The 21,896-nt window shown below is 74.1% G+C and carries 23 protein-coding genes and 2 pseudogenes; 15 read left to right on the forward strand and 10 right to left on the reverse strand.

Going from position 1 to position 21,896, the window contains the following annotated elements:
- Window positions 1-8: 8 nt before the first annotated feature.
- Window positions 9-260, forward strand: coding sequence for a hypothetical protein (locus ACZ5CZ_RS18175; RefSeq protein WP_467549506.1), 252 nt, complete (start codon window positions 9-11; stop codon window positions 258-260).
- A 421-nt stretch (window positions 261-681) separates the two neighbouring features.
- Here the strand turns inward: ACZ5CZ_RS18175 and ACZ5CZ_RS18180 are convergent, their stop codons facing one another.
- Window positions 682-1,095 (reverse strand): SRPBCC family protein, encoded by a 414-nt coding sequence (locus tag ACZ5CZ_RS18180; protein ID WP_468943820.1) that lies wholly within the window; start codon window positions 1,093-1,095, stop codon window positions 682-684.
- Window positions 1,096-1,330: 235 nt separating this feature from the next.
- On the opposite strand from ACZ5CZ_RS18180, the gene ACZ5CZ_RS18185 reads away from it, so the two are divergent.
- Window positions 1,331-3,136, forward strand: a complete 1,806-nt coding sequence (locus tag ACZ5CZ_RS18185; RefSeq protein ID WP_385840874.1) for an alkaline phosphatase family protein — start codon at window positions 1,331-1,333, stop codon at window positions 3,134-3,136.
- 95 nt (window positions 3,137-3,231) lie between these two features.
- Here the strand turns inward: ACZ5CZ_RS18185 and ACZ5CZ_RS18190 are convergent, their stop codons facing one another.
- Together ACZ5CZ_RS18190 and ACZ5CZ_RS18195 are read right to left on the reverse strand one after the other, a co-directional pair.
- Window positions 3,232-3,462: a response regulator transcription factor gene (locus ACZ5CZ_RS18190; protein ID WP_385840873.1), complete on the reverse strand. Its 231-nt coding sequence runs from the start codon at window positions 3,460-3,462 to the stop codon at window positions 3,232-3,234.
- A gap of 152 nt (window positions 3,463-3,614) precedes the next feature.
- Window positions 3,615-4,427, reverse strand: a complete 813-nt coding sequence (locus tag ACZ5CZ_RS18195; protein ID WP_468943824.1) for a serine hydrolase — start codon at window positions 4,425-4,427, stop codon at window positions 3,615-3,617.
- Window positions 4,428-4,640: 213 nt separating this feature from the next.
- Between ACZ5CZ_RS18195 and ACZ5CZ_RS18200 the strand changes: the two genes are divergently transcribed.
- Both ACZ5CZ_RS18200 and ACZ5CZ_RS18205 read left to right on the forward strand, forming a co-directional pair.
- Window positions 4,641-5,660 carry a permease gene (locus tag ACZ5CZ_RS18200; RefSeq protein WP_467549511.1) on the forward strand — a complete coding sequence of 340 codons (1,020 nt, stop codon included), beginning with the start codon at window positions 4,641-4,643 and terminating at the stop codon, window positions 5,658-5,660.
- Window positions 5,657-6,385, forward strand: coding sequence for a TIGR03943 family putative permease subunit (locus ACZ5CZ_RS18205; protein WP_468943827.1), 729 nt, complete (start codon window positions 5,657-5,659; stop codon window positions 6,383-6,385). Before ACZ5CZ_RS18200 ends, ACZ5CZ_RS18205 begins: the two co-directional genes overlap by 4 nt.
- Before the next feature lie 19 nt (window positions 6,386-6,404).
- On the opposite strand, the gene ACZ5CZ_RS18210 is transcribed toward ACZ5CZ_RS18205, so the two are convergent.
- Window positions 6,405-6,557, reverse strand: a complete 153-nt coding sequence (locus ACZ5CZ_RS18210; RefSeq protein ID WP_385840868.1) for a hypothetical protein — start codon at window positions 6,555-6,557, stop codon at window positions 6,405-6,407.
- A 165-nt stretch (window positions 6,558-6,722) separates the two neighbouring features.
- Between ACZ5CZ_RS18210 and ACZ5CZ_RS18215 the strand changes: the two genes are divergently transcribed.
- A complete protein-coding gene (locus ACZ5CZ_RS18215; RefSeq protein ID WP_468943830.1) occupies window positions 6,723-7,847 on the forward strand; it encodes a hypothetical protein in 1,125 nt (374 codons plus the stop codon).
- 11 nt (window positions 7,848-7,858) lie between these two features.
- Here ACZ5CZ_RS18215 and ACZ5CZ_RS18220 read toward each other — a convergent pair whose 3' ends face one another.
- From ACZ5CZ_RS18220 to ACZ5CZ_RS18230, 3 genes are read right to left on the reverse strand one after another with little or no spacing between them, the layout of a single operon-like run.
- A complete protein-coding gene (locus ACZ5CZ_RS18220) occupies window positions 7,859-8,053 on the reverse strand; it encodes a hypothetical protein (RefSeq protein ID WP_385840866.1) in 195 nt (64 codons plus the stop codon).
- 44 nt (window positions 8,054-8,097) lie between these two features.
- The gene (locus ACZ5CZ_RS18225) at window positions 8,098-8,799 is read right to left on the reverse strand and encodes a response regulator (RefSeq protein WP_468943833.1); all 702 of its coding nucleotides are present in this window, start codon (window positions 8,797-8,799) and stop codon (window positions 8,098-8,100) included.
- Window positions 8,800-8,857: 58 nt separating this feature from the next.
- A complete protein-coding gene (locus tag ACZ5CZ_RS18230) occupies window positions 8,858-9,556 on the reverse strand; it encodes a CBS domain-containing protein (RefSeq protein ID WP_468943835.1) in 699 nt (232 codons plus the stop codon).
- Window positions 9,557-9,866: 310 nt separating this feature from the next.
- Here ACZ5CZ_RS18230 and ACZ5CZ_RS18235 point away from each other — a divergent pair, with 310 nt between their 5' ends.
- From ACZ5CZ_RS18235 to ACZ5CZ_RS18255, 5 genes and pseudogenes are all read left to right on the forward strand, one after another.
- Window positions 9,867-10,772, forward strand: coding sequence for a universal stress protein (locus ACZ5CZ_RS18235; RefSeq protein WP_468943838.1), 906 nt, complete (start codon window positions 9,867-9,869; stop codon window positions 10,770-10,772).
- A 26-nt stretch (window positions 10,773-10,798) separates the two neighbouring features.
- Window positions 10,799-11,077: pseudogene (locus ACZ5CZ_RS18240) on the forward strand (alcohol dehydrogenase catalytic domain-containing protein); the annotation flags it as partial.
- A 44-nt stretch (window positions 11,078-11,121) separates the two neighbouring features.
- On the forward strand, window positions 11,122-11,997 hold the full coding sequence (locus ACZ5CZ_RS18245) for a universal stress protein (protein WP_468943841.1): 876 nt from the start codon (window positions 11,122-11,124) through the stop codon (window positions 11,995-11,997).
- Between the two features lie 8 nt (window positions 11,998-12,005).
- Window positions 12,006-12,259, forward strand: a pseudogene (locus ACZ5CZ_RS18250) (phosphoketolase family protein); the annotation flags it as partial.
- 33 nt (window positions 12,260-12,292) lie between these two features.
- Complete coding sequence (locus ACZ5CZ_RS18255) at window positions 12,293-13,897, forward strand: PQQ-binding-like beta-propeller repeat protein (RefSeq protein ID WP_468943843.1); 1,605 nt, start codon at window positions 12,293-12,295, stop codon at window positions 13,895-13,897.
- 47 nt (window positions 13,898-13,944) lie between these two features.
- Here the strand turns inward: ACZ5CZ_RS18255 and ACZ5CZ_RS18260 are convergent, their stop codons facing one another.
- Together ACZ5CZ_RS18260 and ACZ5CZ_RS18265 are read right to left on the reverse strand one after the other, a co-directional pair.
- Complete coding sequence (locus tag ACZ5CZ_RS18260) at window positions 13,945-14,517, reverse strand: Rv1733c family protein (RefSeq protein WP_468943845.1); 573 nt, start codon at window positions 14,515-14,517, stop codon at window positions 13,945-13,947.
- Between the two features lie 110 nt (window positions 14,518-14,627).
- On the reverse strand, window positions 14,628-15,023 hold the full coding sequence (locus ACZ5CZ_RS18265; protein ID WP_468943848.1) for an STAS domain-containing protein: 396 nt from the start codon (window positions 15,021-15,023) through the stop codon (window positions 14,628-14,630).
- Window positions 15,024-15,917: 894 nt separating this feature from the next.
- Here ACZ5CZ_RS18265 and ACZ5CZ_RS18270 point away from each other — a divergent pair.
- Both ACZ5CZ_RS18270 and ACZ5CZ_RS18275 read left to right on the forward strand, forming a co-directional pair.
- Window positions 15,918-16,988, forward strand: coding sequence for a zinc-dependent alcohol dehydrogenase family protein (locus ACZ5CZ_RS18270; protein ID WP_385840858.1), 1,071 nt, complete (start codon window positions 15,918-15,920; stop codon window positions 16,986-16,988).
- Window positions 16,989-17,046: 58 nt separating this feature from the next.
- Window positions 17,047-17,742 carry a helix-turn-helix domain-containing protein gene (locus ACZ5CZ_RS18275; protein ID WP_468943851.1) on the forward strand — a complete coding sequence of 232 codons (696 nt, stop codon included), beginning with the start codon at window positions 17,047-17,049 and terminating at the stop codon, window positions 17,740-17,742.
- A gap of 47 nt (window positions 17,743-17,789) precedes the next feature.
- Here ACZ5CZ_RS18275 and ACZ5CZ_RS18280 read toward each other — a convergent pair whose 3' ends face one another.
- On the reverse strand, window positions 17,790-18,248 hold the full coding sequence (locus ACZ5CZ_RS18280) for a pyridoxamine 5'-phosphate oxidase family protein (protein WP_385840855.1): 459 nt from the start codon (window positions 18,246-18,248) through the stop codon (window positions 17,790-17,792).
- A gap of 391 nt (window positions 18,249-18,639) precedes the next feature.
- Here ACZ5CZ_RS18280 and ACZ5CZ_RS18285 point away from each other — a divergent pair, with 391 nt between their 5' ends.
- From ACZ5CZ_RS18285 to ACZ5CZ_RS18295, 3 genes are all read left to right on the forward strand, one after another.
- Window positions 18,640-20,364, forward strand: coding sequence for a sensor histidine kinase (locus ACZ5CZ_RS18285; RefSeq protein ID WP_385840854.1), 1,725 nt, complete (start codon window positions 18,640-18,642; stop codon window positions 20,362-20,364).
- Between the two features lie 119 nt (window positions 20,365-20,483).
- Window positions 20,484-21,185: a CBS domain-containing protein gene (locus ACZ5CZ_RS18290; RefSeq protein WP_468943855.1), complete on the forward strand. Its 702-nt coding sequence runs from the start codon at window positions 20,484-20,486 to the stop codon at window positions 21,183-21,185.
- Window positions 21,186-21,218: 33 nt separating this feature from the next.
- Window positions 21,219-21,821: an Rv1733c family protein gene (locus tag ACZ5CZ_RS18295; protein ID WP_468943858.1), complete on the forward strand. Its 603-nt coding sequence runs from the start codon at window positions 21,219-21,221 to the stop codon at window positions 21,819-21,821.
- Window positions 21,822-21,896: the final 75 nt, after the last annotated feature.

The raw sequence follows: 21,896 nt of genomic DNA on the forward strand, positions 1-21,896 counted from the left end.
GCCGACGGATGAACCGGGCCAAGGTCACGGATGTCTTCGTCTTCGCGCGGGGGGACAGCGCGGTTTATGTTGACCCGATCGATGGGGATTTCAAACCCGGCGATCATGTAAGGATTGTTCGCGAGGGGGTGGCTGCCGCCGAGGCCGTCATTTTCCCGCGGGATGGCAGTTTTGCTGCCGCGGGTCAAGTCGGTAAACCCCCGCATGCACTGGTGAAGGGTTTTGTCTGTGCCGTCGGGGACATTATCGAGGCTGACTAGCTGCATCTGTCCGAGATTTTTCCGACGAGAAACTCGGGCCCGCAGTACGCGCATGGCGGTGTCTGCCGGCCCAGAGTGTCGGTGGCCTGGTCGCGGGGCCACGGGATCTGCCCCTCTACCCCGGGTCCGCGTTCGCCGCCTGGCAGCGGTGCAGCGCCGGACGGTCCTGCCGCTACACCGGGACCGGGCGTACCGTCCGCCACTTCCCTATGGGGACACCCCCGCGGGTCGCCTTCCCGCCGACGACCGGGCCGGCCGGGCGGCCAACGGGGCCACCATCCGGGACTGGGACCCGGTGTCCAAGCAGCCCGAGGACCCCTCGCCCGGGTCCCCAGCCGCTCCGCCAGATCCGCTGGACGAACACCGTGGTCAAACAGCTGTCGCCGCAGGTGCTGACCAGCGTCTGAGCCCCTCGGTGCCCTCAGCCGGCCGTGTTGTCGACGCGCAGCCGCACCTGCTCCTCCAGCCGCCGCAGGCTGTCCTCGAGGGCGCCGGCGACCGCGTTCTCGCCCGGGTCGTGGCGGTCGTCGAAGAAGGACAGATGGACCGTCACCTCGCTGGCGCCGCTGCCGATGCCGGCGACCTGGAGCCAGCCGGCGTAGGCGCCCTGTTCGCGGGTGCCCCACTCCAGCCGCATCTGCTCCGGCCGGGCGCGCAGCAGCGCGGGCCGGTCCGTGCCCGAGCGGTCCTCGTGCACGGTGACGGCGGGTGGCTCCTCGACGTCGACGTGCAGGGCGTCGGGGAGCCAGGCGTCGAGCTGGTCGGTGTTGGCCGCCTGGTCGAAGACGTGCTCGGGCTGGGCGGGCATCGTGCGGGAACGTTCGTACTCGGTCATCGCGACAGCGCCCCCTTGGGCTCGGAAGCCGTACCCGGACCGCGTGCCCCGTCTGCGGCAACCGAAAAGCGGTGACGGCCCCCTCTCGCCTCGGCCGTTCACTTGTCTGGTCAAGTTTGGTCATGGTTCTTCCGTTGGACAGTGAAGACCAGTACTCATGTCCCGTTCGTTGCGCACAACCAGGCCGTGAGGTCCGGATCTCACGGCACCCTCACCAACGGGACGAGGTACACGTATGCGACTGCGCTGGAGATCCCTCGGCGGGCTTCTCGCCCTGCTCGGCGCACTGATCGTCTCCGCTCCGGCCCCCGCCCAGGCGGCCGTGAGCAGCGGCAACCTGATCGTCGACGGCGACGCCGAGAGCGGCGGCTACTGCACCGGCGACTGGGCGGCGGCCGGCACGGTGCCCGGCTGGACCACCGAGGCGGGCGGCCCGAACGCCATGTGCTACACGGTCGGCTCCTTCGGACTGCCCAGTGACGGCAACACGCCCGGCAAGGCCTTCTTCGGCCCGGGCAACTTCGGCGACGGCGCCATGACACAGACCGTCGACGTCTCCTCGGCGGCCACGGCCATCGACGGCGGCACCGTGCACTACGACCTCTCGGGCTGGCTCGGCGGCTGGACCGTCTACGGCGGATATGTCGCCGTCTCCCTGCACTTCCACGACGCCGCCGGCAGGCCGGTCGGCGCCACCGCCAAGCTGCCGACCGTCTCCGCGAGCGACCGGGGCCTGGCCACCAAGTTCCTCGCGCGCAGCACCACCGGCGCGGTCCCGGCCGGCACCCGCTCCATCCAGGTGGAGGTGCAGTTCCTGTCCACCTCCCACGAGACCGGCTACCTCGACAACCTCTCCCTCACCCTGGACACCCCGGTCGCCGCACCGGCCCCGCTCGCCCCGCCCGTCTCCAAGGTGCCGGGCTACGACCACGTGTTCATGGTCATGATGGAGAACACCGACTACGCCGAGGTCATGAACGACCCCGCGGACACGCCGTACATGCACAGCCTGATGTCCCAGGGCGCCACCCTGACCGACTACCACGGCGTCTACCACCCGAGCGACGAGAACTACCTCGCCATCGCGGGCGGCGACACCTACGCCAAGGGCGCGACCTACTACCCGAACATCAACTCCCCGCAGCGCAACCTCGGCGACACCCTCGAGGCGGCCGGCAAGACCTGGAAGGCCTACGAGCAGGGCATGGGCACGCCCTGCAACACCAAGAACACCTACGACAGTTACTACGAGCCCGACGACGCGCCCTTCATCAACTACACCGACATCAGCGGTGACGCCACCCGCTGCGCGGCCCACCTGTTCGACACCACGCAGCTCACCACCGACCTGAAGTCGGCCTCGACGACCCCGAGTTTCTCCTGGATAGCCGCCGACGACTACTACGACGGCGAGGCCTCCGGGAACGGCAGCAGCACCAGCCTGAAGACCCAGGACGGCTGGCTGAAGCAGACCCTCGACCCGGTGCTGGCCTCCCCGGCCTGGACGCAGTCGCGCTCGCTGCTCATCCTCACCTGGGACGAGAGCCAGAGCGAGGCCTACAACCACGTGGCCACCATGGTCCTCGGCTCCCAGGGCACCGTCCCGGCCGGCACCAGCAGCCCCGTGCACTACGACCACTACGGCATCGCCCGCACCATCGAGTCGGCCCTCGGCCTGCCCGGCCTCACCGCCAACGACACCTACGCGACCCCGCTCAACGCCGCCTTCGCGCCGTCCACCGCGACGGCACCGACGCTCACCGGCACTCTGAACGCGGTAGCGGACGGCGGCAACGCCACCGTCCGCTACACCCTGCCGTCAGCCGCGCAGGCCAACGCCAAGAACTGGGTCGGCATCTACCCGGCGGGCGCCGTGCCGGGCAAGCAGTCCTCGCTGACCTGGGCGTACGCCCCGAACGCCAGCGGTGCCCTGACCTTCTCCACGGGCAAGCTGAGCGGCCCGGGCACCTACGACGTGTACTACCTCGCTAACGACGGCTACACCGCCTTGGCCGGACCGTTCTCCCTCACCGTCGGCTGAACCACCCCGCAGCGGGTCACCTGCGCCGCAGCAGGCGGCGCAGGTGCAGGGTCGTCAGCGGCCGCCGGACCGGTCGTGCGGGCCCGGGCCCGGGGTCACAGTCCCAGCGCGATGGCGACCCGGGTCAGCTCGGCGGTGCTGCCGATGTTGAGCTTGGCCCGGATGCGGCGCAGGTAGGCGTCCACCGTGTGCGTGGACAGTCCCATGTGGCGGGCGGTCTGGAGATAGGTGCGGCCGGCGGCGATGTGCCGGAGCGTCTCCCGCTCGCGCGGAGCCAGCGCGGTGGCGGGGGCTGCGGGGTGCGAGGGGGCGAGGGTGGCGCTCATGGGATGTCCTCCGGCGGTCTCTGACCGTTCGGGCGATTTGCCCTGTTTCATCAGAGTGGGTGCCGGATTTCATGGGACTGTCCGTCGATTGTCACAGGCGCGTCACAGGGCCCCGGAGGCGGTTTGCGGCCCGTGGCGAAGGGTGTGGCCGCTCAGGCCGTGGCCTGCCGTGCCGTGCGCTCGACCAGGGTGACGCCGTCGCTCATGGAGGCGCTGCCGTTCGACAGGACGGCGACGAGATACCGGTGCCCGCGCACGGTGACCTGGCCGATGCTGTTGACGTCCCACAGGCCGGTGGTGGTGCGCCGGAGCCAGCCGTTCTTCAGCAGGCGCGGCGAGCCCGGGCCGCCGGCCGCCGGGACTCCCCAGGTCTGCTCGGGGATGACGCGGCCCATGAGGCTGCGCAGATACGCCCGGGAGTCCGCGTTCAGCACGGGGGAGCCGCCGCCCTGTGTCCGTCCGTCGGCGAACACGGCCCGCAGCAGTCGGATCTGGTCCGTCGCGGTCGTCCGGGTCAGCCCCCACCTGGCGTCCGGGTCGCCGGTGGTCGAGGTCAGCCCGAGGCGCTTGTTGGCCGCCGCGAGACCGGGTGCCCGGCCGATCTCCTGCCACAGGGCGTTCGCGGCCGTGTTGTCGCTGCGCTCGATCATCGGCTCGGCGTGCCCCCGCTCCGCGGCGGTGAGCTGCCGTCCCGCGTCCTGCGCCTGGAGCAGCAGGGTGGCGAGGATGTCGACCTTGACGATGCTGGCGGTGTCGTACGCCTCGTCCGTGCCGTGGACGACGGGTGCGCTGCCGGTGCCGTCCAGGTCGAGCACCGCGGCCGTGGCGTGCGGCGCCGGGGCCGGTGCGGGCGCCGCGGCGGCGGCAGCGGGGGCGGGGCGCAGGGCCATCGCGGAGACGAGGACCGCCAGCGAGGCGAGGAGCGTGCGTGCGGTGGCGGGGGAGCGGTGCGGCGTGCTGGGCATGGGTCACGAACGTAGCCATCGGACGGTCCCGGTGGCATGGCGCGGGTCACTCCGGCCCGGTGTTCGGCCGTTTTGTGAGAAGAGCCACCGTTGGGGCGCTTTGCCGTCCATGGGTTGTTCCGGTGGCGGCGTGTACGCGCGGCCGGGCCCGGCTCCTCGCTTATCGTCGGCCAGACACCGACATCCGGAGTGAAAATGCAAAAAACGGATGAAATGGTTGATGTGGTCGAGGGTGTGGCGGTCGTCCCCGTCGCCCGGCCCGGGCGCCGCATCCGGCCCCGGCCGCTCGGCGCCGCGCTCGCGTGCACGGCGGCCGCCGCGGCCGTCCCGCTCCTCGCCGGCACCCAGTGGCTGCACCAGCCGGCCGTCCAGGCCTGGCGCACCGTCTGCCTCGCCATCACCGTCCAGGCGCTGCCCTTCCTGCTGCTCGGCACCGCCCTGTCCGGGGCCATCAACGCCTTCGTGCCGGCCGGCCTGTTCACCCGGGTACTGCCGAAGCGGGCCGCCCTCGCCGTGCCCGTCGCCGGGGTCGCGGGCGCGGTCCTGCCGGGCTGCGAGTGCGCCTCCGTACCCGTCGCCCACAGCCTGATCCGCCGGGGCGTCACGCCCGCCGCCGCCTTCGCCTTCCTGCTCTCCGCGCCCGCCGTCAACCCGGTCGTGCTCACCGCCACCGCCGTCGCCTTCCCCGGCAACCCCGCCATGGTCGCCGCCCGGCTGCTCGCCTCGCTCGCCACCGCCGCCGTCATGGGCTGGCTGTGGCTCTGGCTCGGCAACGAGAAGTGGCTACGGCCCCTGCTGCGGCACCACCACACCGGGCACCGGCCCGGCCACAGCCGCCGGACCGAGTTCCGGCTCGGCTTCCAGCACGACTTCCTGCACGCCGGCGGCTTCCTCGTGCTCGGCGCCATGGCCGCCGCCACCTTCAACGTCGCCGTGCCGCGCTCCGTCCTCGACGCCTTCTCCGGCTCGCCCTGGCTGTCCGTGCTCTTCCTGGCCGCCCTCGCCGTGCTGCTGGCCGTCTGCTCCGAGGCGGACGCGTTCGTCGCCGCCTCCCTCACCGGCTTCTCGCCCCTCGCCCGGCTCGCGTTCCTGGTGGTCGGCCCGATGGTCGACCTCAAGCTGATCGCCCTCCAGGCGGGCACCTTCGGCCGCGCCTTCGCCTGGCGCTTCTCCACGGCCACCACGGTCGTGGCCGTCGCCGCGAGCGTGCTGATCGGAGGGGCGCTGCTGTGAGACGCCCCGCCCAGGCCCTGCTCCTGACCCTCACCGGCGCTGGCCTGCTGCACGCCACCCTGCTGACCGACACCTACCTGCGCTACGTCAAGGCCGGACTGCGCATCCCGCTGATCGCCGGCGGTGCCGTCCTGCTGCTGCTCGGCCTGGCCGCCGCGGTGAGCCGGGCCGGCGAGCACCACCCCGCACACGACGGCCACGACCACTCCGGCACCCCGCGCGTCGCCTGGCTGCTGTTCCTGCCGGCCCTGAGCCTGCTCTGCTACGCCCCGCCCGCCCTCGGCGCGTACACCGCGGCACGCTCGAACAACAAGCCCGTCACCGTGCAGAAGGCGGCCTTCGCACCGCTGCCCTCGACCTCACCCGTGCCGCTCACGCTCACGGACTTCACCCGGCGCGTCCAGCAGGACCGCACCCATGCCATCGCCCACCGCTCCGTACGGCTGACGGGCTTCGTCACCCCGGACCCGGACGGCGACGGCTGGTACCTCACCCGGATCATCTTCACCTGCTGCGCGGCGGACTCGCAGACCGTCAAGATCCGCATGTACGGCGGCGAGGCACCCCCCGCGGACACCTGGCTGGCGGTCACCGGCACCTGGCACCCCCGCGGCACCCTCGGCACCCGCACCGCGCAGCCCGCCCTCGACGTCCGGCAGGCCCAGCCCATCGCCCAGCCCGTGAACGCCTTCACCGACGACCTGCCGCTGACCCCCTCTGCCTAGCCCCCCTGCCCGTGCCTTCCTAGCGGTCCTTCCGCGGCAGGCCGCTGACCGGCTTCCCCTGGACCTTGCGGACCAGCACCACCAGCAGTGCGTACAGGCAGATCAGCGCGATGCCCGCGAAGGCCGCGAGCAGATGCGCCACCTCGGGATTGAGCTGCAACAGCCAGTTCATCGCGGCGCCACCTCCCGACGAGGTTCCTCACCCCAGCGTCGTACCGCGGCGCTCGGCACGCCAGCCCGAGAGAGCGTCGAAGTCGCCGAAGAGGCAGATGAAGCGCAGTATCGGAGCAAGATCGTCCCACGGCCCGAGGCGGTGAGAAGCGAGGTGCGGCGTCGCTTGTTCGGGAAGGCGGTGCGCCGCCGGGCATGGCCCGCACTCGCGGTCTACGGCGCCTCCACGCTGCTGCATCTCGTCGTGCTCGCCGTGATGATCCCGCCGGGCGGCCCCAGCCTCGGTGACCGGCTGCTCGCCTGGGACGGCCGGCTGTACACACAGATCGCCGCACACGGCTACCCCGGCGGTCTCAGCCACACGCCCACGGGCGAACCGACCGGCAACAACCTCGCGTTCTTCCCGCTGTTCCCGCTCCTGATCCGGGCCGTCCACACCGTCACCCGCCTGGACTTCGGCACCGCCGCGATCGTCGCCGCCAACCTGGCCTTCGTCGCCGCGCTGATCACCGTCGACCTGCTGCTGACCGAACTGTACGGACGGCGTACGGCCGCCATCGCCGTCGTGCTGCTGGCCGCGGCGCAGCCCATGTCCCTCGTCTTCGTCATGGCCTACAGCGAGTCGCTGTTCCTCGCCCTGTCCGCCGGCACCCTGCTGGCCGCCCGGCGCGAGGCATGGCTCACCGCCGGTGCCGCGGGCCTGCTGGCGGGTCTGACGCGGCCGGCCGGGGTGGCGGCCGTGGCCGCGCTCGCCGTCGCCGTCGCCCTGTCCCTGGCCCGGACCCGCCGGCCCGCCTGGCGCCCCCTCACGGCCGTCGCGCTCGCCTGCCTCGGCACCCCCGCCTACCTGTGGTGGGTGGGCCGGCGGGCGGGCCGGCCGGACGCCTGGTTCGTCATCGAGAAGGCCGGCTGGAACACCCGCTGGGACAACGGCAGTTCCTTTCTCCACTTCCTCGGCGAGACACTGGCGCACGGCGACGGATGGGTCCCGGTCAGCACCGCGGTCCTGCTGCTCGCCCTCGTCGACGCCACCGGCGTCACCTGGCGCCGGACCACCTGGCCGCCCCTGCTCTGCTACGGCACCGGCATCCTGGTGCTCACCCTCGGGGAGAGCAGCTTCTACCACTCCAAGCTGCGCCTGGTGCTCCCCGCCGTGCTCTTCCTCGTCCCCCTCGCCCGCGCCCTCGCCCGGGCCCGCACCCGCACCGTCGCCCTCGCCGTGGGCGGCGGATCCCTGTTCGGCTGCTGGTACGGCGCCTACATGCTCACCGTCTGGCCGTACGCCATCTGACGACCGGCCGGTCAGCCGAACAGGCTGCGGACCCGGATCGTCTCCACCCGCCGCCACACACCCCCGGGCAGCAGGACCCAGTCGTCCTTGGAGCCGCGGGCGCGCCGCCGCCCGGTGGGCGCATGACGGGCGCCGCTCCGGCGGGTCGGCAACGGGGCACCGCACCGCGACGGGTTGGTACGGGGCTGCACGGTCTCCTGCGTCATGACACCTCCCTGGGGCGGGCGGGGCGCTTCCCCCGCCGCGCCGCCTACCGAGCGGGATGGTCCGGCGATCCCTGCGGCTCCACATGGGAGGCGAGCACCGCCGCCTGGACCCGGCGCTGCACCCCCAGCTTGGCCAGCAGCCGCGAGATGTGGTTCTTCACGGTCTTCTCCGACAGATACAGCCGCTTGCCGATCTCCCGGTTGGTCAGACCGTCGCCGATGAGGACCAGGATGTCCCGCTCCCGCGGCGACAGGCTCGCCAGCTCGGGCGGCAGGGCCGGGTCGTCACCGGGCTCGGACCGCAGCGAGCGCATCAGCCGGGCCGTCGTCGCCGGGTCGAGCATCGACTGCCCGGACGCGACGGTCCGTACCGCCGCCACCAGGTCCGAACCCTTGATCTGCTTCAGGACGTACCCGGACGCCCCCGCCATGATGGAGTCCAGCAGGGCGTCCTCGTCGTCGAACGAGGTCAGCATCAGACACGCCAGCTCCGGCAGCCGGTCGCGCAGCTCCCGGCAGACCGTGATGCCGTCGCCGTCCGGCAGCCGTACGTCGAGCACCGCGACGTGCGGGCGCAGGGCGGGGCCCCGGGCCAGCGCATGCTCCGCGGTGTCGGCCTCCCCGACCACCGTGATGTCCGCCTCCGCGTCGAGCAGGTCCGCCAGACCGCGCCGGACGACCTCGTGGTCGTCCAGCAACAACACCCGGATCGGGTGCTCCTCGGTGAAGGTGCGCATCTCGGTCATGGCGACCTCTCGTTCCCCGGGGGGAAGGGAGCGGCTGCGGGCGGTCCCACGACGCCGATCATCCCTCCGCGGCCCCGGACGGACCAGGGCCGACCGGCCCTGCTCCTTCATGATGGTCGCGTGCGAGGTCGAACGTCACATCGACCACGCCCTCGACGGCCCGGATCAGCCGGGCGGCGACCGGGACCAGGGACCGGTCGCGGATCCGGCCGACGAGGGTCACGACCCCGTCCGCCACCTCGACCCGGACGGCCGAGCCCGGCAGCGGGAAGAGGTAGGACACCACCTCCCGCCGGACCTCCTCGGCGATGTCCTCGTCCTCGCGCAGAAAGACCTTGAGCAGGTCCGCCCGGCTCACCACGCCCTGCAACACGCCCACTCCGTCGACCACCGGCAGCCGCTTCACCCTGCTGCGGGCCATGGTCCGGGCCGCCTCGGCCAGGGTGGCGTCCGCCGGCACGGTGACCGCCGGCGACGACATCAGGTCCCCCGCCGTCAGCCCCTCGGCCTTCGCCAGGTCGGCGGGGCGGCGCAGCCGCAGATACCCGTCGGCCGGGCCGTCCCGCAGCTCCTCCTTGGGCAGCAGGTCCGCCTCGGACACCACACCGACCACCCGGCCCTCGCCCTCCAGCACCGGCAGGGCGCTGACCTGCCAGTCCTGCATCAGCTCCACGATCTCCTTGAAAGGCGCCCGCCGGCCGACGGCGGCGACCGTGTGGGTCATGACATCGCTGACGATGTGCGGCGTGCCGTACATGGTGACTCCGTGGGTCCTCGGGTCCTCGGCGGGCGGTCCTTGCGCCTCCAGCGTGGGCCGGACGCAAGCGGGCCGCACAGGGGCCGCCCGGCCCTCCGGTGGGCCGTTCGGCCGCACCGCCGCACGCCCTGCCCGGTCCCGGTGGCACACCGCTCCGGGCCCTGGAGGGCCGGGACGGTCGGCCCCGGCGAGGGACCTGCGGCCCCTGACCCCACCCAGCCTCGCGCCACCAGGCTGGAGGCGCATCCCTCGAGCCGGCTCCCGCACCCGGACCGCTCGAGCCGGATCCCGACCCGGAGGTGGACACCCGATGCCCCGAACCGTCACCGTCGGACTCGACGGCACGCCCGAGAGCCGCGCCGCCGCCGCATGGGCGGCCCGCGAAGCACGGCTGCGCGGCCTGCCGCTGCGGATCCTGAACGTGTGGGGGCCCGCGCCGGAGCCCCTGGCCGAAGCAGCGCTGCTCGGCGCCGAGAGCTGGCAGGACTGGACCGGGCGGATTCCGCGCGAGGCGGCGGAGACCGTACGGCTGTGCCACCCGGACGTCGAGGTGGTCACCGCCCAGCTGGACGGAAACCCGGCCGACGTCCTCACGGAGGAAGCCCGCACGGCGGAACTGCTGGTGCTGGGCTCACGCGGCTTCGGCGGGATCAACGGCTTCATGATCGGCTCGGTCGGCCTGTCCGTCATCGCCCACGCCACCCGTCCGGTCGTCCTGGTCCGGGCCGGCGAGCAGGCCGCCGACGAGCACCGGCCGGGCCCGGCCGATGCAGCCTCGGCCGCGACCCCCTTCCGGCCCGTCGTGCTCGGCCTCGACACCGCCGACCCGGCCGCTGAGCTGCTGGAGTTCGCCTTCGACGCCGCCACCCGCCGGCGCACCGCGCTGCGGGTCGCGCACGGCTGGAACCTGCCGACCTCCGCGGTGTACGCGGCAGCCACCGGATACGACCTCTCCGAGAACTGCGCCCGCGGCGAAGCGGCTGCGCTGGCCGAGGCCCTGCGTCCCTGGCGCGAGAAGTACCCCGACGTGGACGTGACCGAGGAGTGCCGCAACGGCGGCGCCGCGGCGGTCCTGGTGTCCGCCGCCCAGGACGCCTCGCTGGCCGTCGTCGGCCGGCGCATCCGCACCAGCCCGCTCGGCGCCCACATCGGACACGTCACCCACGCCGCCCTGCACCACATCACCGCCCCCGTCGCCGTCGTCGCGCACGGCTGAGCCACCGGGCCCCGAGGAGACACCCCATGAAGGCAGCGGTCGTACGAGCATTCGGCGCACCCCTGGTCATCGAGGACCGCCCGGACCCCGGCCCCGGCCGTATCCGGATGCGCGTCGAGGCGTCCAGGCCGTGCCCCACCGACCTGTCCGCGGCCCGCAGCGAGTGGCCGGTCCTGCCCCACCCGCCGTTCGTGCCCGGGCACGCGGGCGTGGGCCGCGTCGAGAAGCTCGACGACGGCGTCGCCCAGCCGGTGCCGCACGGCGTCGACCCTCCCGACGCCGCCCCGCTCACCTGCGCCGGCGTGCCGGTCCGCGTCGTCTTCGACCCGCGCACGGAAGGGTGAGCATCATGGACCTGCCGATCGTCGTCGGCGTCGACGGCGCCGAGCCGAGTCTGCGGGCCGTGGACTGGGCGGCCGACGAGGCCGCCCTGCACGCCGCCCCGCTCCGCCTGGTGTACGCCTCCCTCTGGGAGCGCTACGAGGGCGCCCTGATCGCCCAGGAAGTGCACCGGCCCGCCGAGGAGGTGATGCCCAGGGATGTCGTCGGCCCCGCCGAACAGCGCGCCCGCCGCCGTCAGCCGGGCGTGCCGGTCAGCACCGGCGTGCTGGCCGAGGAGCCGGAGTACGGGCTCGTCCGGGAGAGCCGCACCGCCCGCGCCCTGGTCGTCGGCTGCCGCGGCCGCAGCGGCCTCACCGAGGCCCTGCTCGGCTCCGTCGGCGTCACCGTCGCAGGCCATGCGCACTGCCCCGTGATCGTGGTGCGCGGCACCCACGACAACCGGATCCACCCCGGCATCCGGGGCCGTGTCGTGCTCGGCGTCGACGGGAAACCGGCCGGCTCGGCCGCCGTACGGTACGCGATCGAGGAGGCCGCGCTGCGCGGCGTACCGCTGGAGGCCGTACGGGCCTGGCGGCGTCCCGCGCACACGGCCGGCCGGCACCCGCTGCTCAGCGGCGAACCCGGCCATTTCCAGGAGGAGGACGCCGCCGAAGCCGTGGAGGCGGCGCTGCGGGACGCGCCCGAGGACCTGGAGGTGTACCGGAGCGTCGTCGAGGGGCAGCCCCGGGACGCGCTGCTCGCCGCCTCCCACGACGCCGGTCTGCTCGTCGTCGGCGCCCGGCGGCGCAGCGGCCTGCACTTCGGGCTCCAGCTCGGCCGGGTCGCCCACGGCGTACTGCACCATGCGGCCTGCCCCGTGGCCGTGGTGCCGGAACCCGCCTGAGCCCAGGCCCACCCCAGGAGGTGCTCGCAGCGGCCCGGCTGCTCCGCCGGCACCTGCCGGATCTCGCGGCGCGCGGGTCGACGTGGTCGACCTGAGCCGGCCGCTGCCGTACGAGGAACACCCGGACCGGGTGCCCGGCCTCGCCGTGCGCGGCGCCGCCGTACGCCAGACGATGGCCGACGCCCGCACCCGCCACCACGCCTGGATCCGCACCCACGGCACCGACCTGCCCGAGGTCGCCGACTGGAGCTGGGGCGGCTGAACGAGCCGGATCCGTGTCGGCGATGATGGGCCGGTGCCCGACTCCCTGACCGTCCGCCGCGTCCTCGGCGACCGCCCCTTCGCCGAGACCGGCACGCCCTCCGCCGTCGCCGTCAGCCGGGAACGGGGGATCGCCGTCGTGGCCGGCGACCTGGGGCACCTGAAGTGGCCCGGCGACAGCACCGCCGGATACGGATGGCGGCCGTACCGGGTGGGCGTGTACGGCACCGACGACCTGCGCTGCCGCCGACTCGTGCAGTCCCGCTGGCCGGTGCATTCCCTCGCCGTCCATCCCACGCTCCCACTGGTGGCCGTCGGCACCGGGGACTTCGACCCGGACATGGCCTTCGAGGGCGAACTGCTGCTCATCGACCTGGAGTCGGGGCGGTCACGCACGATGATGCGCTCGCCGCGCGAGGTGCTGCGGGTGGAGTGGGAGAGTCCCCGGGCACTGCGGCTCAAGGTGGCCCCGACGTACGAGGACTACCTCGACGAGCCGGAGGCCCAGGCGTACGACGTCCTCGTGGAGCGCCCCGACTGGGGTGCCGCGCCCCGGGGTTCGGTGCAGCAGAAGGAACTGCGCGGTCCGCTGGTCGCGTTCGAACGGGCCCGGGCCGACGGGGCGGCCGTCGAGGCCCTCGCGGAGCTGTCCGGCCGGCCGTGGCAGCCGCGCCGCCAGGTCTGGGACGTGCGCGGGCTGCCGGACGGGCGGGTACTGGCCTGTCTGGAGGGGGTGCTGGCCGAGGCCTGGCTGCCGGACGGGCGTCTGGCCTGGCGTGTCGCGGACGCGGAGGGCGGACGGCAGCTGGTCGTCCGCCCGCTCGACGCCTGGGTCAACGTGCCCCGGCGGGCGACGCGCCCGCCGGGCGGGGCCCCGGGCACCGAAGCACCGTTCGTCGCCCGGCTGTCGCTCGCGGACGGCACGACCCTCGGCACCCTGCCGCTGGACTCCAGCGTCACGATCTCCACCCGGAGGGACGGCTGGCTGGCGCTCCGCCCGGCAGGGCCGGGCACGCGGTACGACCCACGGCCCGTCGCCCTCGTACCACCCGGCAAGGAGGCCCCCCAGCACAGCGTGAACCTGGGCGGGTTCGTCCCCGGCAACCACGCCCTGCCCGTCCGGCACAGCAGCCGGCTGCTCTTTCTCCAGGGCAAGGAGACCGAGCCCGTGCCCCACACGTGGGTGGTCGAGGTCGATCCGGACGACGGGTGCGCGCCACGACACCTGTTCCCGCTCGACTGGCGGACACCGGCCCGGCACCTCTGCGGCGGCCCCGGCATCGAACTCGGCCCCTCGGACGGCCCGGACCTGGTCCATGCGGGAACCACGTACACCCCCGGCCCGGCGTTCGGCGCGTTCGTCGTGCGGCGCAGCCTCGCCGACGGAGCGGTCCGCTGGGAGTTCACCGCCGACTGCCCCGCGACCGCCATGGACGGCGACGAGGACACGGTCTACGTCGCCTTCAACTCCGGTGAGGTGGTGGCGCTCGGCGCCTCGGACGGGACGGTCCGCCGACGGTACCGCCCGACGGTCGACGGCCTTCCCGTCGTACCCCTGTCCGTCCAACTCGCAGGCGCGGACCGGCTGTTGCTCGGTACCGTGGACGGACGCGTCCTGGACTGCGCGGTGGAGCGGTAGCGCACGCGGGCCCGGCGTCGCCCCCCGGGCCTGACGGGACACCGCGGTCAGCCCGTGCGATGGCTCCAGCGGGGTCCCACCTGCCGCCACTCGCGGTCCCAGGCCGCGAGCCGTCGGCGGTCGAGGCGGTGCCGGGCCAGCGCACCGGCCCCGTACACCGGACCGGCGACGCCCAGGGCCGCCGCCAGGCCGAAGAACCCGGCCTCCATGGTGCCCTCGACGCGTCCCGTCGGCTTGGCCGGCGCGAGCCGCCCCCGGCCGTCCTCCCATACCGTGACCCGGCTCCCGGCCGCGAGACCGGAGTCCACGAAGGTCTCTCCGGTGTGTGCGCCGCCGTCCGGAGCGGTCCACCGCACTCGTGCCCTGATCCGGCCGTCGTCGGAGCGGATCGCGCCGGCGCCGGTCGCCGCCGCGTCGAGCAGCACCGCCCGGACGGCGTGCCGGTCCGCGCGCTGCCGGGCGAAGACATCCGCCGCGGCATGCGTCGCGACCACTCCGGCGACGGCACCGCCGAGCAGCACGACCGTCCAGACGGCCAGCATGATCCAGGCCTCCACGACATCCTCGCGGCGGCGCAGTGGGTTGCTCCGCAGCAGCCCCAGCCGCTGGTACGCCTTCATGCGATCAACCCCTCCTCGTCGCGCCGACGCCTTCGACGGTGCTCCCCGCGACGGCCCGGCCACAGGGGCCGAGGGGCCCTGCCGGGGGCCGCTCGGCTCCCACGGCACGGTCAGCCGAGGCCGTCGGCCCCCAGCGCCGGCTCGGGCAGTCCCAGGTGCACCTCGAACACGTCCCCCAGTCCCGTCAGGCGCAGCATCCGCCGGAATCCGGCACTGTCCGCGACGAGGCGGAGCCGGCCCCGGCGGGCCAGCACCCGGTTGCGCACCCGGCACAGCACGCCCAGCCCGGCACAGTCGATGAACGCGACCGGCCGCAGGTCCAGCACCAGATCGGGGTGCGGATGGTCGGTGAGGACATCGAGCCGCCGCACGACGCCGGGCGCGGTGGCGACATCGATCTCCCCGTGCAGGGGGAGGACCGTGGCCGCGTCCGGGGCGGGCGGGGCCTGGACCGCGGCCCGGCCGGCGCCCTCGCCGGCCGTGGACAGCGTGTGATTGTCGGGCATGGAGATGAGAAAACCGGGACCGCGGTGGCGGGCGATAGGGCCGGTCGGCCCTGCCAGGGTCCGTCCGGGGCATGGCTGGGCGGGGAGGGCGGCCGACGGGCTGCTCGCCTACGGCGCCTGCCAGCGCACGGTTCTGGGCTTGGCGCGCCGGCGCCGGCTCGACGAGGCTCGGGTGCGGGGCTGTGAGGTGCGGGATTGTCGGGTCCCACCGCATCGTGGATCGGAGAGCCAGGCTCCCGGCTCCCGGCCAGGCTCCCGGCTCCCGGCTCCGGCCCCGGCCTCTGGCCCCGGCTCCCGGCCCCGGCTCCCGGCCCCGGCCTCTGGCCCCGGCTCCCGGCCCCGGCCTCTGGCCCCGGCTCCCGGCCCCGGCTCCCGGCCCCGGCTCCCGGCCCCGGCTCCCGGCCCCGGCCTCTGGCCCCGGCCTCTGGCCCCAGCCCTGGCCTCTGGCTCCGGCTCCCGGCATCCGGCCCCTACCCCCGGCCCCCGCCCCAACCCCCGGCCCGCCACCCACAGCCTCCAGCCCAGGCACTGGTCGCAGTGGACACGGGGCGCGCGGGTCGCCTCTTCGTGGCCGGGACCCGGGTCGGATCGCGCGCCAGCATGCGGGGCCGCGTGCTCCGCGGGCCGGAACATGCGGGGCCGCGTGCTCCGCGGGCCGGAATCAGGGTCTGCGGCGGTGTCGAGGCCGGTTGACGGGCCGGCTCACTGTTGAGGACGCCGGTCCTGGATACCCGGCGCACTGGTCGACGCGTTCCGGTGCCGGACGGGCAGCCGGGGCCGGACGGCCCAAGCGCCACCCCTTGCCGCCCGCCCAAGCTGGACACGACGGGCGGCTCCGACGGCGCCCCGGTGCCGCGAGCAGCGGCGGGTGAGCGAGGAGGGTGAGGGCACGCCATGAAAGGCTTCGTCTTCCACGGCCCGGGACAGGCCGCCTGGCAGGACGTCCCGGACCCCGGCATCAAGGAGCCGACCGACGCGATCGTGCAGGTCGGCACCGTCACCATCTGCGGAACCGATCTCCACATCCTCAAGGGCGACGTGCCCGAGGTCCGCCCCGGCACCGTGCTCGGCCACGAGGCCGTCGGCGAGGTCGTCGAGACCGGCGGCGACGTGCGCACCGTACGCCCCGGCGACCGCGTGCTGATCTCCTGCATCACCTCCTGCGGCCGCTGCCGGTTCTGCCGGGACGGCTCCTACGGCCAGTGCCGCGGCGGCGGAGGCTGGATCCTCGGCCATCTGACCGACGGCACCCAGGCCGAGTACGTCCGCGTCCCGCACGCCGACCTGTCCGTGCACCCGCTGCCCGGATCCCTGCCCGGCCCGGACGCCGTACTCCTCGCCGACATCTTCCCCACCGCCTACGAGGTGGGCGTCCTCAACGGGCGCGTACGGCCCGGGGACACCGTCGTCATCGTCGGCGCCGGCCCCATCGGACTCGCCGCGATCGCCACGGCACGGCTCTTCGCGCCCGAGCGGATCATCGCCGTCGACCTGGCCCCCGCCCGGCTGGAAGCCGCCCGGCGGTTCGGCGCGGACGCCGTCGCCGATGTCCGCGAGGCCGCGGACCAGCTGGTGGCGGACCTGACCGACGGGCTCGGCGCCGACGTGGCCGTCGAGGCCGTCGGCGTGCCCGAGAGCTTCGAGCTGTGCACCGGCGTGGTGCGGCCCGGCGGGCGCGTGGCCAACATCGGCGTCCACGGCAGGCCGGCCACCCTGCACCTCGAGGACCTGTGGAGCAGGAACGTGACCATCACGACCGGGCTGGTGGACACCCGCTCCACCCCGACCCTGCTCCGGATGGCCACCGCCGGCCGGCTGCCGACCGGGCAGCTGGTCACCCACACCTTCCCGCTGGCACGGATGGAGAAGGCGTACGACGTCTTCTCCGGCGCCGCCGAGACGGGTGCGCTCAAGGTGGTGCTCGGCGAGGAGCAGCACGCGGAAGTGGCCGTTCCCACGGCCTGAACCAGAAGGGGCCTGACCGGCAGAGACCCGGCACAGGCCTGGAAGGGGCGTGACGGCCATGGCCGAACAGACCGAACAGAGGGAACACCCGCAGCAGACGGAGATCCGGGCGGAGGCGCCGTTGGGCGACCTGGGCCGCCGCCTGGCCGCCCGCCGGGCCGAGCTGGGACTCACCCGGCGACAGGCTGCCACCCGGGCCGGCATGGCGCCCGCCTACCTCCGGTACCTGGAGGAGTATCCCGGCGCCGCGCCCGGCCCCGGCCCGCTGATCCGGCTCGCCGAGGCGCTGGACACCACGGTCACCGAGCTGACCGGGGGCACCGTCGACATGCCGCCCGGCCCCGCCCGCGCCGGACGCACCCCCCGGTTCGTCGAACTGGGCCCCGGCGAGTGCCAGGCCCTGCTCGGCACGCACGGAGTGGGCCGGCTGGCGCTGTCCACGCCCCTCGGACCGGTGATCGTGCCGGTCAACTACAGCATCGTCGACGGCGCGATCGTCTTCCGGACCGCGCCGGGCACCACTCCCGCACTCGCCGCCGGCAGCCGGGTCGCCTTCGAGGTCGACCGTATCGACGACGCCTTCAGCCGCGGCTGGAGCGTGCTGGTCCGCGGCCGCGCCCGGGCCGTCACCGACCCCGAGGAACAGCAGCGGTACACCGAGCGGGCGCACAGCACCCCCTGGGCGGGCGGCCACCGCGATATGTGGGTCCGGCTCGACCCCAGCACCCTCACCGGCCGCCGGATCCTCGACTGATGCCGGACACGGAGAACTGACACCGAGAACCGACACGGAAGGACCGCTCAGGCCTGCTCCGGCACCCCTCCCGTCTCGGTCAGCAGCAGGCCGGTGACCAGGTCGGGCCGGATACGCACCGCGTGGTCCAGGTCCTCCTCCTGCGGGGCCCACGGGGTCAGCAGCGCCCGCACCCGGGCCAGCTCGGCGGGGTCCGTGATCAGCCGGGCAAACCCCGTGACCACCACGCTCCACCCGAGGTGCGTCTCCGGGTCGATGGCGTCGGCCTCGTAGGCGACGACCACCCCCGTGCCGTCGGCCTGCCTGGCCTGCGAGGTCAGCGCCGCGCCCTCGGGGATGCGGATCACTATGTCCCCGTCGTCGAGCACATGGTTGACCGGGCGGACGACGGGCAGCGCCTGCCGGGTGAAGACGATCCTCCCGAGGGACACGCTGCCCAGCAGCCGCAGTGCCTCGACACGGTCGAGGTCGACACGCCGGCGCGCCGGGTCGTCGTTACGGGTCATCACGGGCTTCTTCGGGTGTGCGGGGACGGGGACGGTCTTCGCGCCGACTGCGGCCGCCCGGCGCGCCCACGGGCGCCGCAGCGACGGAGCGACACCGCGGGGGACCGGTGCCGCTCCTGGTCTCACTGTCACCCATGGCGTTCCGCCCTTCCAGTGCCGTTCGGTCCTCGCCCGGGGGCCGTACGTCCCCGCCCACCCCCCCTGCTGTCACCGGTGCCTCCAGCCGGGCCACACCCCAGCGTCGGCCGGGGACACCCGGGCGGGGAGGTGCTCTGTGTCCCCGAGGGGTGGGCCGACCGGCCCGATCGGGCAGGGGGTGCTCTCCCGTACCGCAGCCGGGCCATGGCGGATACCGTGGAAGACGACCGCGCCCCGGCCATGCGGAGGAGTGGTGGCAGGTCCCGAGGAGCCCCGTGTACGACTGCCCCAGCTGAAGCTCGACGAGCTGCTGGAGGAGTTGCAGGCCCGCATCGACGCGGCCCGCGGCACCCGCGACCGCGTGCACAGCCTGCTGGAGGCGGTGCTGTCCGTCGGCCGCGAGCTGGACCTGGAACAGGCACTGCACGCCATCGTGGAGGCCGCCGCCACCCTGGTCGACGCCGAGTACGCCGCCCTCGGCGTCATCGGCCCCGACGGCGAGACGCTGTCCGCCTTCCACACGGTCGGCGTGAGCGAGGAGCAGATCCGGGTGATCGGCCCCTTCCCGGAGGGGCACGGCATCCTCGGCGAGCTGATCCGGGACCCGGCCCCGCTCCGGCTGCCGAAGATCTCCGAGCACCCCGCGTCGTACGGCTTCCCGCCCGGCCACCCCACGATGAACAGCTTCCTCGGCGTCCCGATCCGGGTCCGCGACCAGATCTTCGGCAACCTCTACCTGACCGAGAAGCGGGGCGGCGTGGAGTTCGACGAGGAGGACGAGTCGGTCCTGTCGACGCTGGCCGTCGCGGCGGGCGTGGCCATCGACAACGCCCGTCTGTACGAGGAGTCCCGGCTGCGCGAGCGCTGGCTGCTGGCCAACGCCGAGATCAGCCGCAGCCTGATGTCCGGCAGCGCACGAGCCGAGGCGCTGGACCTGATCGCCGAGCGGGCACGCGAGATCACCGGCTCGGCGCTCGCGGTGGTCGCGATGCCGGTGCAGGACACAGGCACCGACACCCTCGCGGTCGAGATCGCCGTCGGCGCGGAGGCGGACGCCCACCGCGGACTGGTGCTGCCCCGGGAGAGCAGCCTCATGGGCCTGGCCTACACCACCGCCGGGCCGGTCACCAGCGACGACGTCGCCCAGGACCCGCGCATCTCCCCGGAACCCCCGCGCTTTCGCGGTCTCGGCCCCGCCGTGGCCGTCCCCATAGGCACCGGCGAGGGCGATGTGCGCGGTGTGCTTCTGCTGGCCCGCGAAGCCGGCCGGCCCCGCTTCTCGGAGCACGAGACCGAGATGCTGCGGGGCTTCGCCGCGCAGGCCGCGATCGCCATGGAACTGGCCGAGCGGCGCCTGGACGCCCAGCAGATCGCCCTCCTGGAGGACCGCGACCGGATCGCCCGGGACCTGCACGACCTGGCCATCCAGCGGCTGTTCGCGACCGGCATGACCTTGCAGAGCGCCGGCCGCTTCATCGAGCACCCGGGAGCCGCCGAGCGCGTCCTGCGCGCCGTCGACGACCTGGACGAGACCATCAAGATCATCCGGTCGACGATCTTCGGGCTGCGGGCCCGCGCCGACACCGCGGAGAGCGGGCTGCGCGCCCGCGTGGTCCGGGTGGCCGGCGAGGCCGCCCCGGTCCTCGGCTTCACGCCCAGCGTGCGCATGGAGGGCCTGGTCGACACCGATGTGCCGCGCGAGATCGCCGACCAGATCGTGGCCGTACTCTCCGAGGCACTCACCAACATCGCCCGGCACGCACACGCCGACCGGGCCGAGGTCCTGCTGTCCGCCGACCGCCACGAGGTCCGGCTGCGCGTCGGTGACAACGGCGTCGGCATCCCGGCCGGGGGCCGCCGCAGCGGTCTGCGCAACATGGCCGAGCGGGCCGAGGGCCTCGGCGGCGATCTCCGCCTGACCGCCCCGGAGGCAGGCGGCACCACCCTGGAGTGGCGGGCCCCGCTCCCGGCGCGCTAGCCACCGCGCGGGCGGGGCCGGTGGGCCGGTGGCCGGGTCCGGTCGGCCCCTGGTTCCTCCGGTACGGCGAGCCCAGGCTGAAAGTGTCGCAGTGACGGCACCCCACTCTGGAGGACGCCATGGACGGCACTCCGACCGTCGTGAAGGACGTGATGACCCGCACCGTCGTCGCCCTGCGCACGGGCGCGGCCTTCAAGGACATCGTCAGGACCATGAGCGAGTGGCAGGTCAGCGCATTGCCGGTGCTGGACGACGCGGGCCGGGTGGTCGGTGTCGTCTCCGAGGCCGACCTGCTGCCCAAGGAGGAGTACCGCGAGATCGGCCTCGACCGCTACGGCCGGGTGCAGCACCTCGTCGAGGTGCTCAAGGCGGACGCGGTGACCGCGGGCGAGCTGATGTCCGCCCCGGCCGTCGCGGTGTCCCCGGACACCACCCTCGCGCAGGCCGCCCGCATCATGGCGCGCACCCGGGTCAAGCGCCTGCCGGTGATCGGCCGCGACGGCACCCTCAAGGGCATCGTCAGCCGTTCCGACCTGCTCAAGGTGTTCCTGCGCGACGACGCGGACATCGCCGAGGAGGTCCGGCGCGAGGTCGTCACCCGTCTCTTCGGCGCCCATGACGCCGGGGTGCTCGTTCGGGTGCAGGATGGTGTGGTGACGCTCGGCGGCCGGATCCAGGAGACCGCACTGGTGCCGCTCGCCGTCCGCCTCGCCCGGTCCGTGCCGGGCGTGGTGGACGTGCGGTGCGCGCTCACCGGGCCGCCCCGGCATCCGGACCTCGACCCGGACCTGCCGGACGCCGAACGGGCCCGTACCCCCTGAGCGGGGCCCGGCGTCCCAGAGGAGGCGGTGACGATGACCCGGACACCTCCCACGACGGTCGGCCCGGTGCGGCTGTGGCGCTGGCGGCGCAACGCGCTGCGCCGGCACAGCGACATCGTCGAGGCCTGGATCGTCCTGGCCACCTGGGTGGTGGCCGTGGGCGGCGGAGCCCTGGCGGGGGTCGCGGCGGCACAGACCTCGGAGGCGGCCTTCGCGGCGCGGCGGGCCGAGGTGCACGCCGTGTCCGCCGTACTCACCGACGACGCCGCGAAGACCCCGGCCGCGGCGAGCGGATACGACGACGGGCGGGTCTGGGCCACCGTGCGCTGGACCGAGCCGAACGGCTCGGTCCACAACGACCGCGCCAAGGTCTACCCGGGCGCCGCCGCCGGAACCCGCGTCACGGTCTGGACGAACCGCGCGGACCACGTGGTGTCCGCCCCGGTCACCGGCGCGGCGGCCGATCTCCAGGCCGCCCTCACCGGCGCGCTGGTCGCCCCGTCCGCCGCGGCCGCCGTCTGGGGCGCGGGCTGGATCGTCCGCAGCCGCCTGATCCGCCGCCGCATGGCGGAGTGGGACGAGGAGTGGCGCCAGATCGGCCCGCTGTGGGGAAACATCAGCGGAGGCCGAGGCTGAATCAGTGCGCATCAGCGCAAGGGCAGTGTGCAGGGCCCGTGCCGCCGTCGGCGCATCGCCAACGGCGGCACGGGC

It is taken from the genome of Streptomyces sp. NPDC031418 (assembly GCF_055581605.1).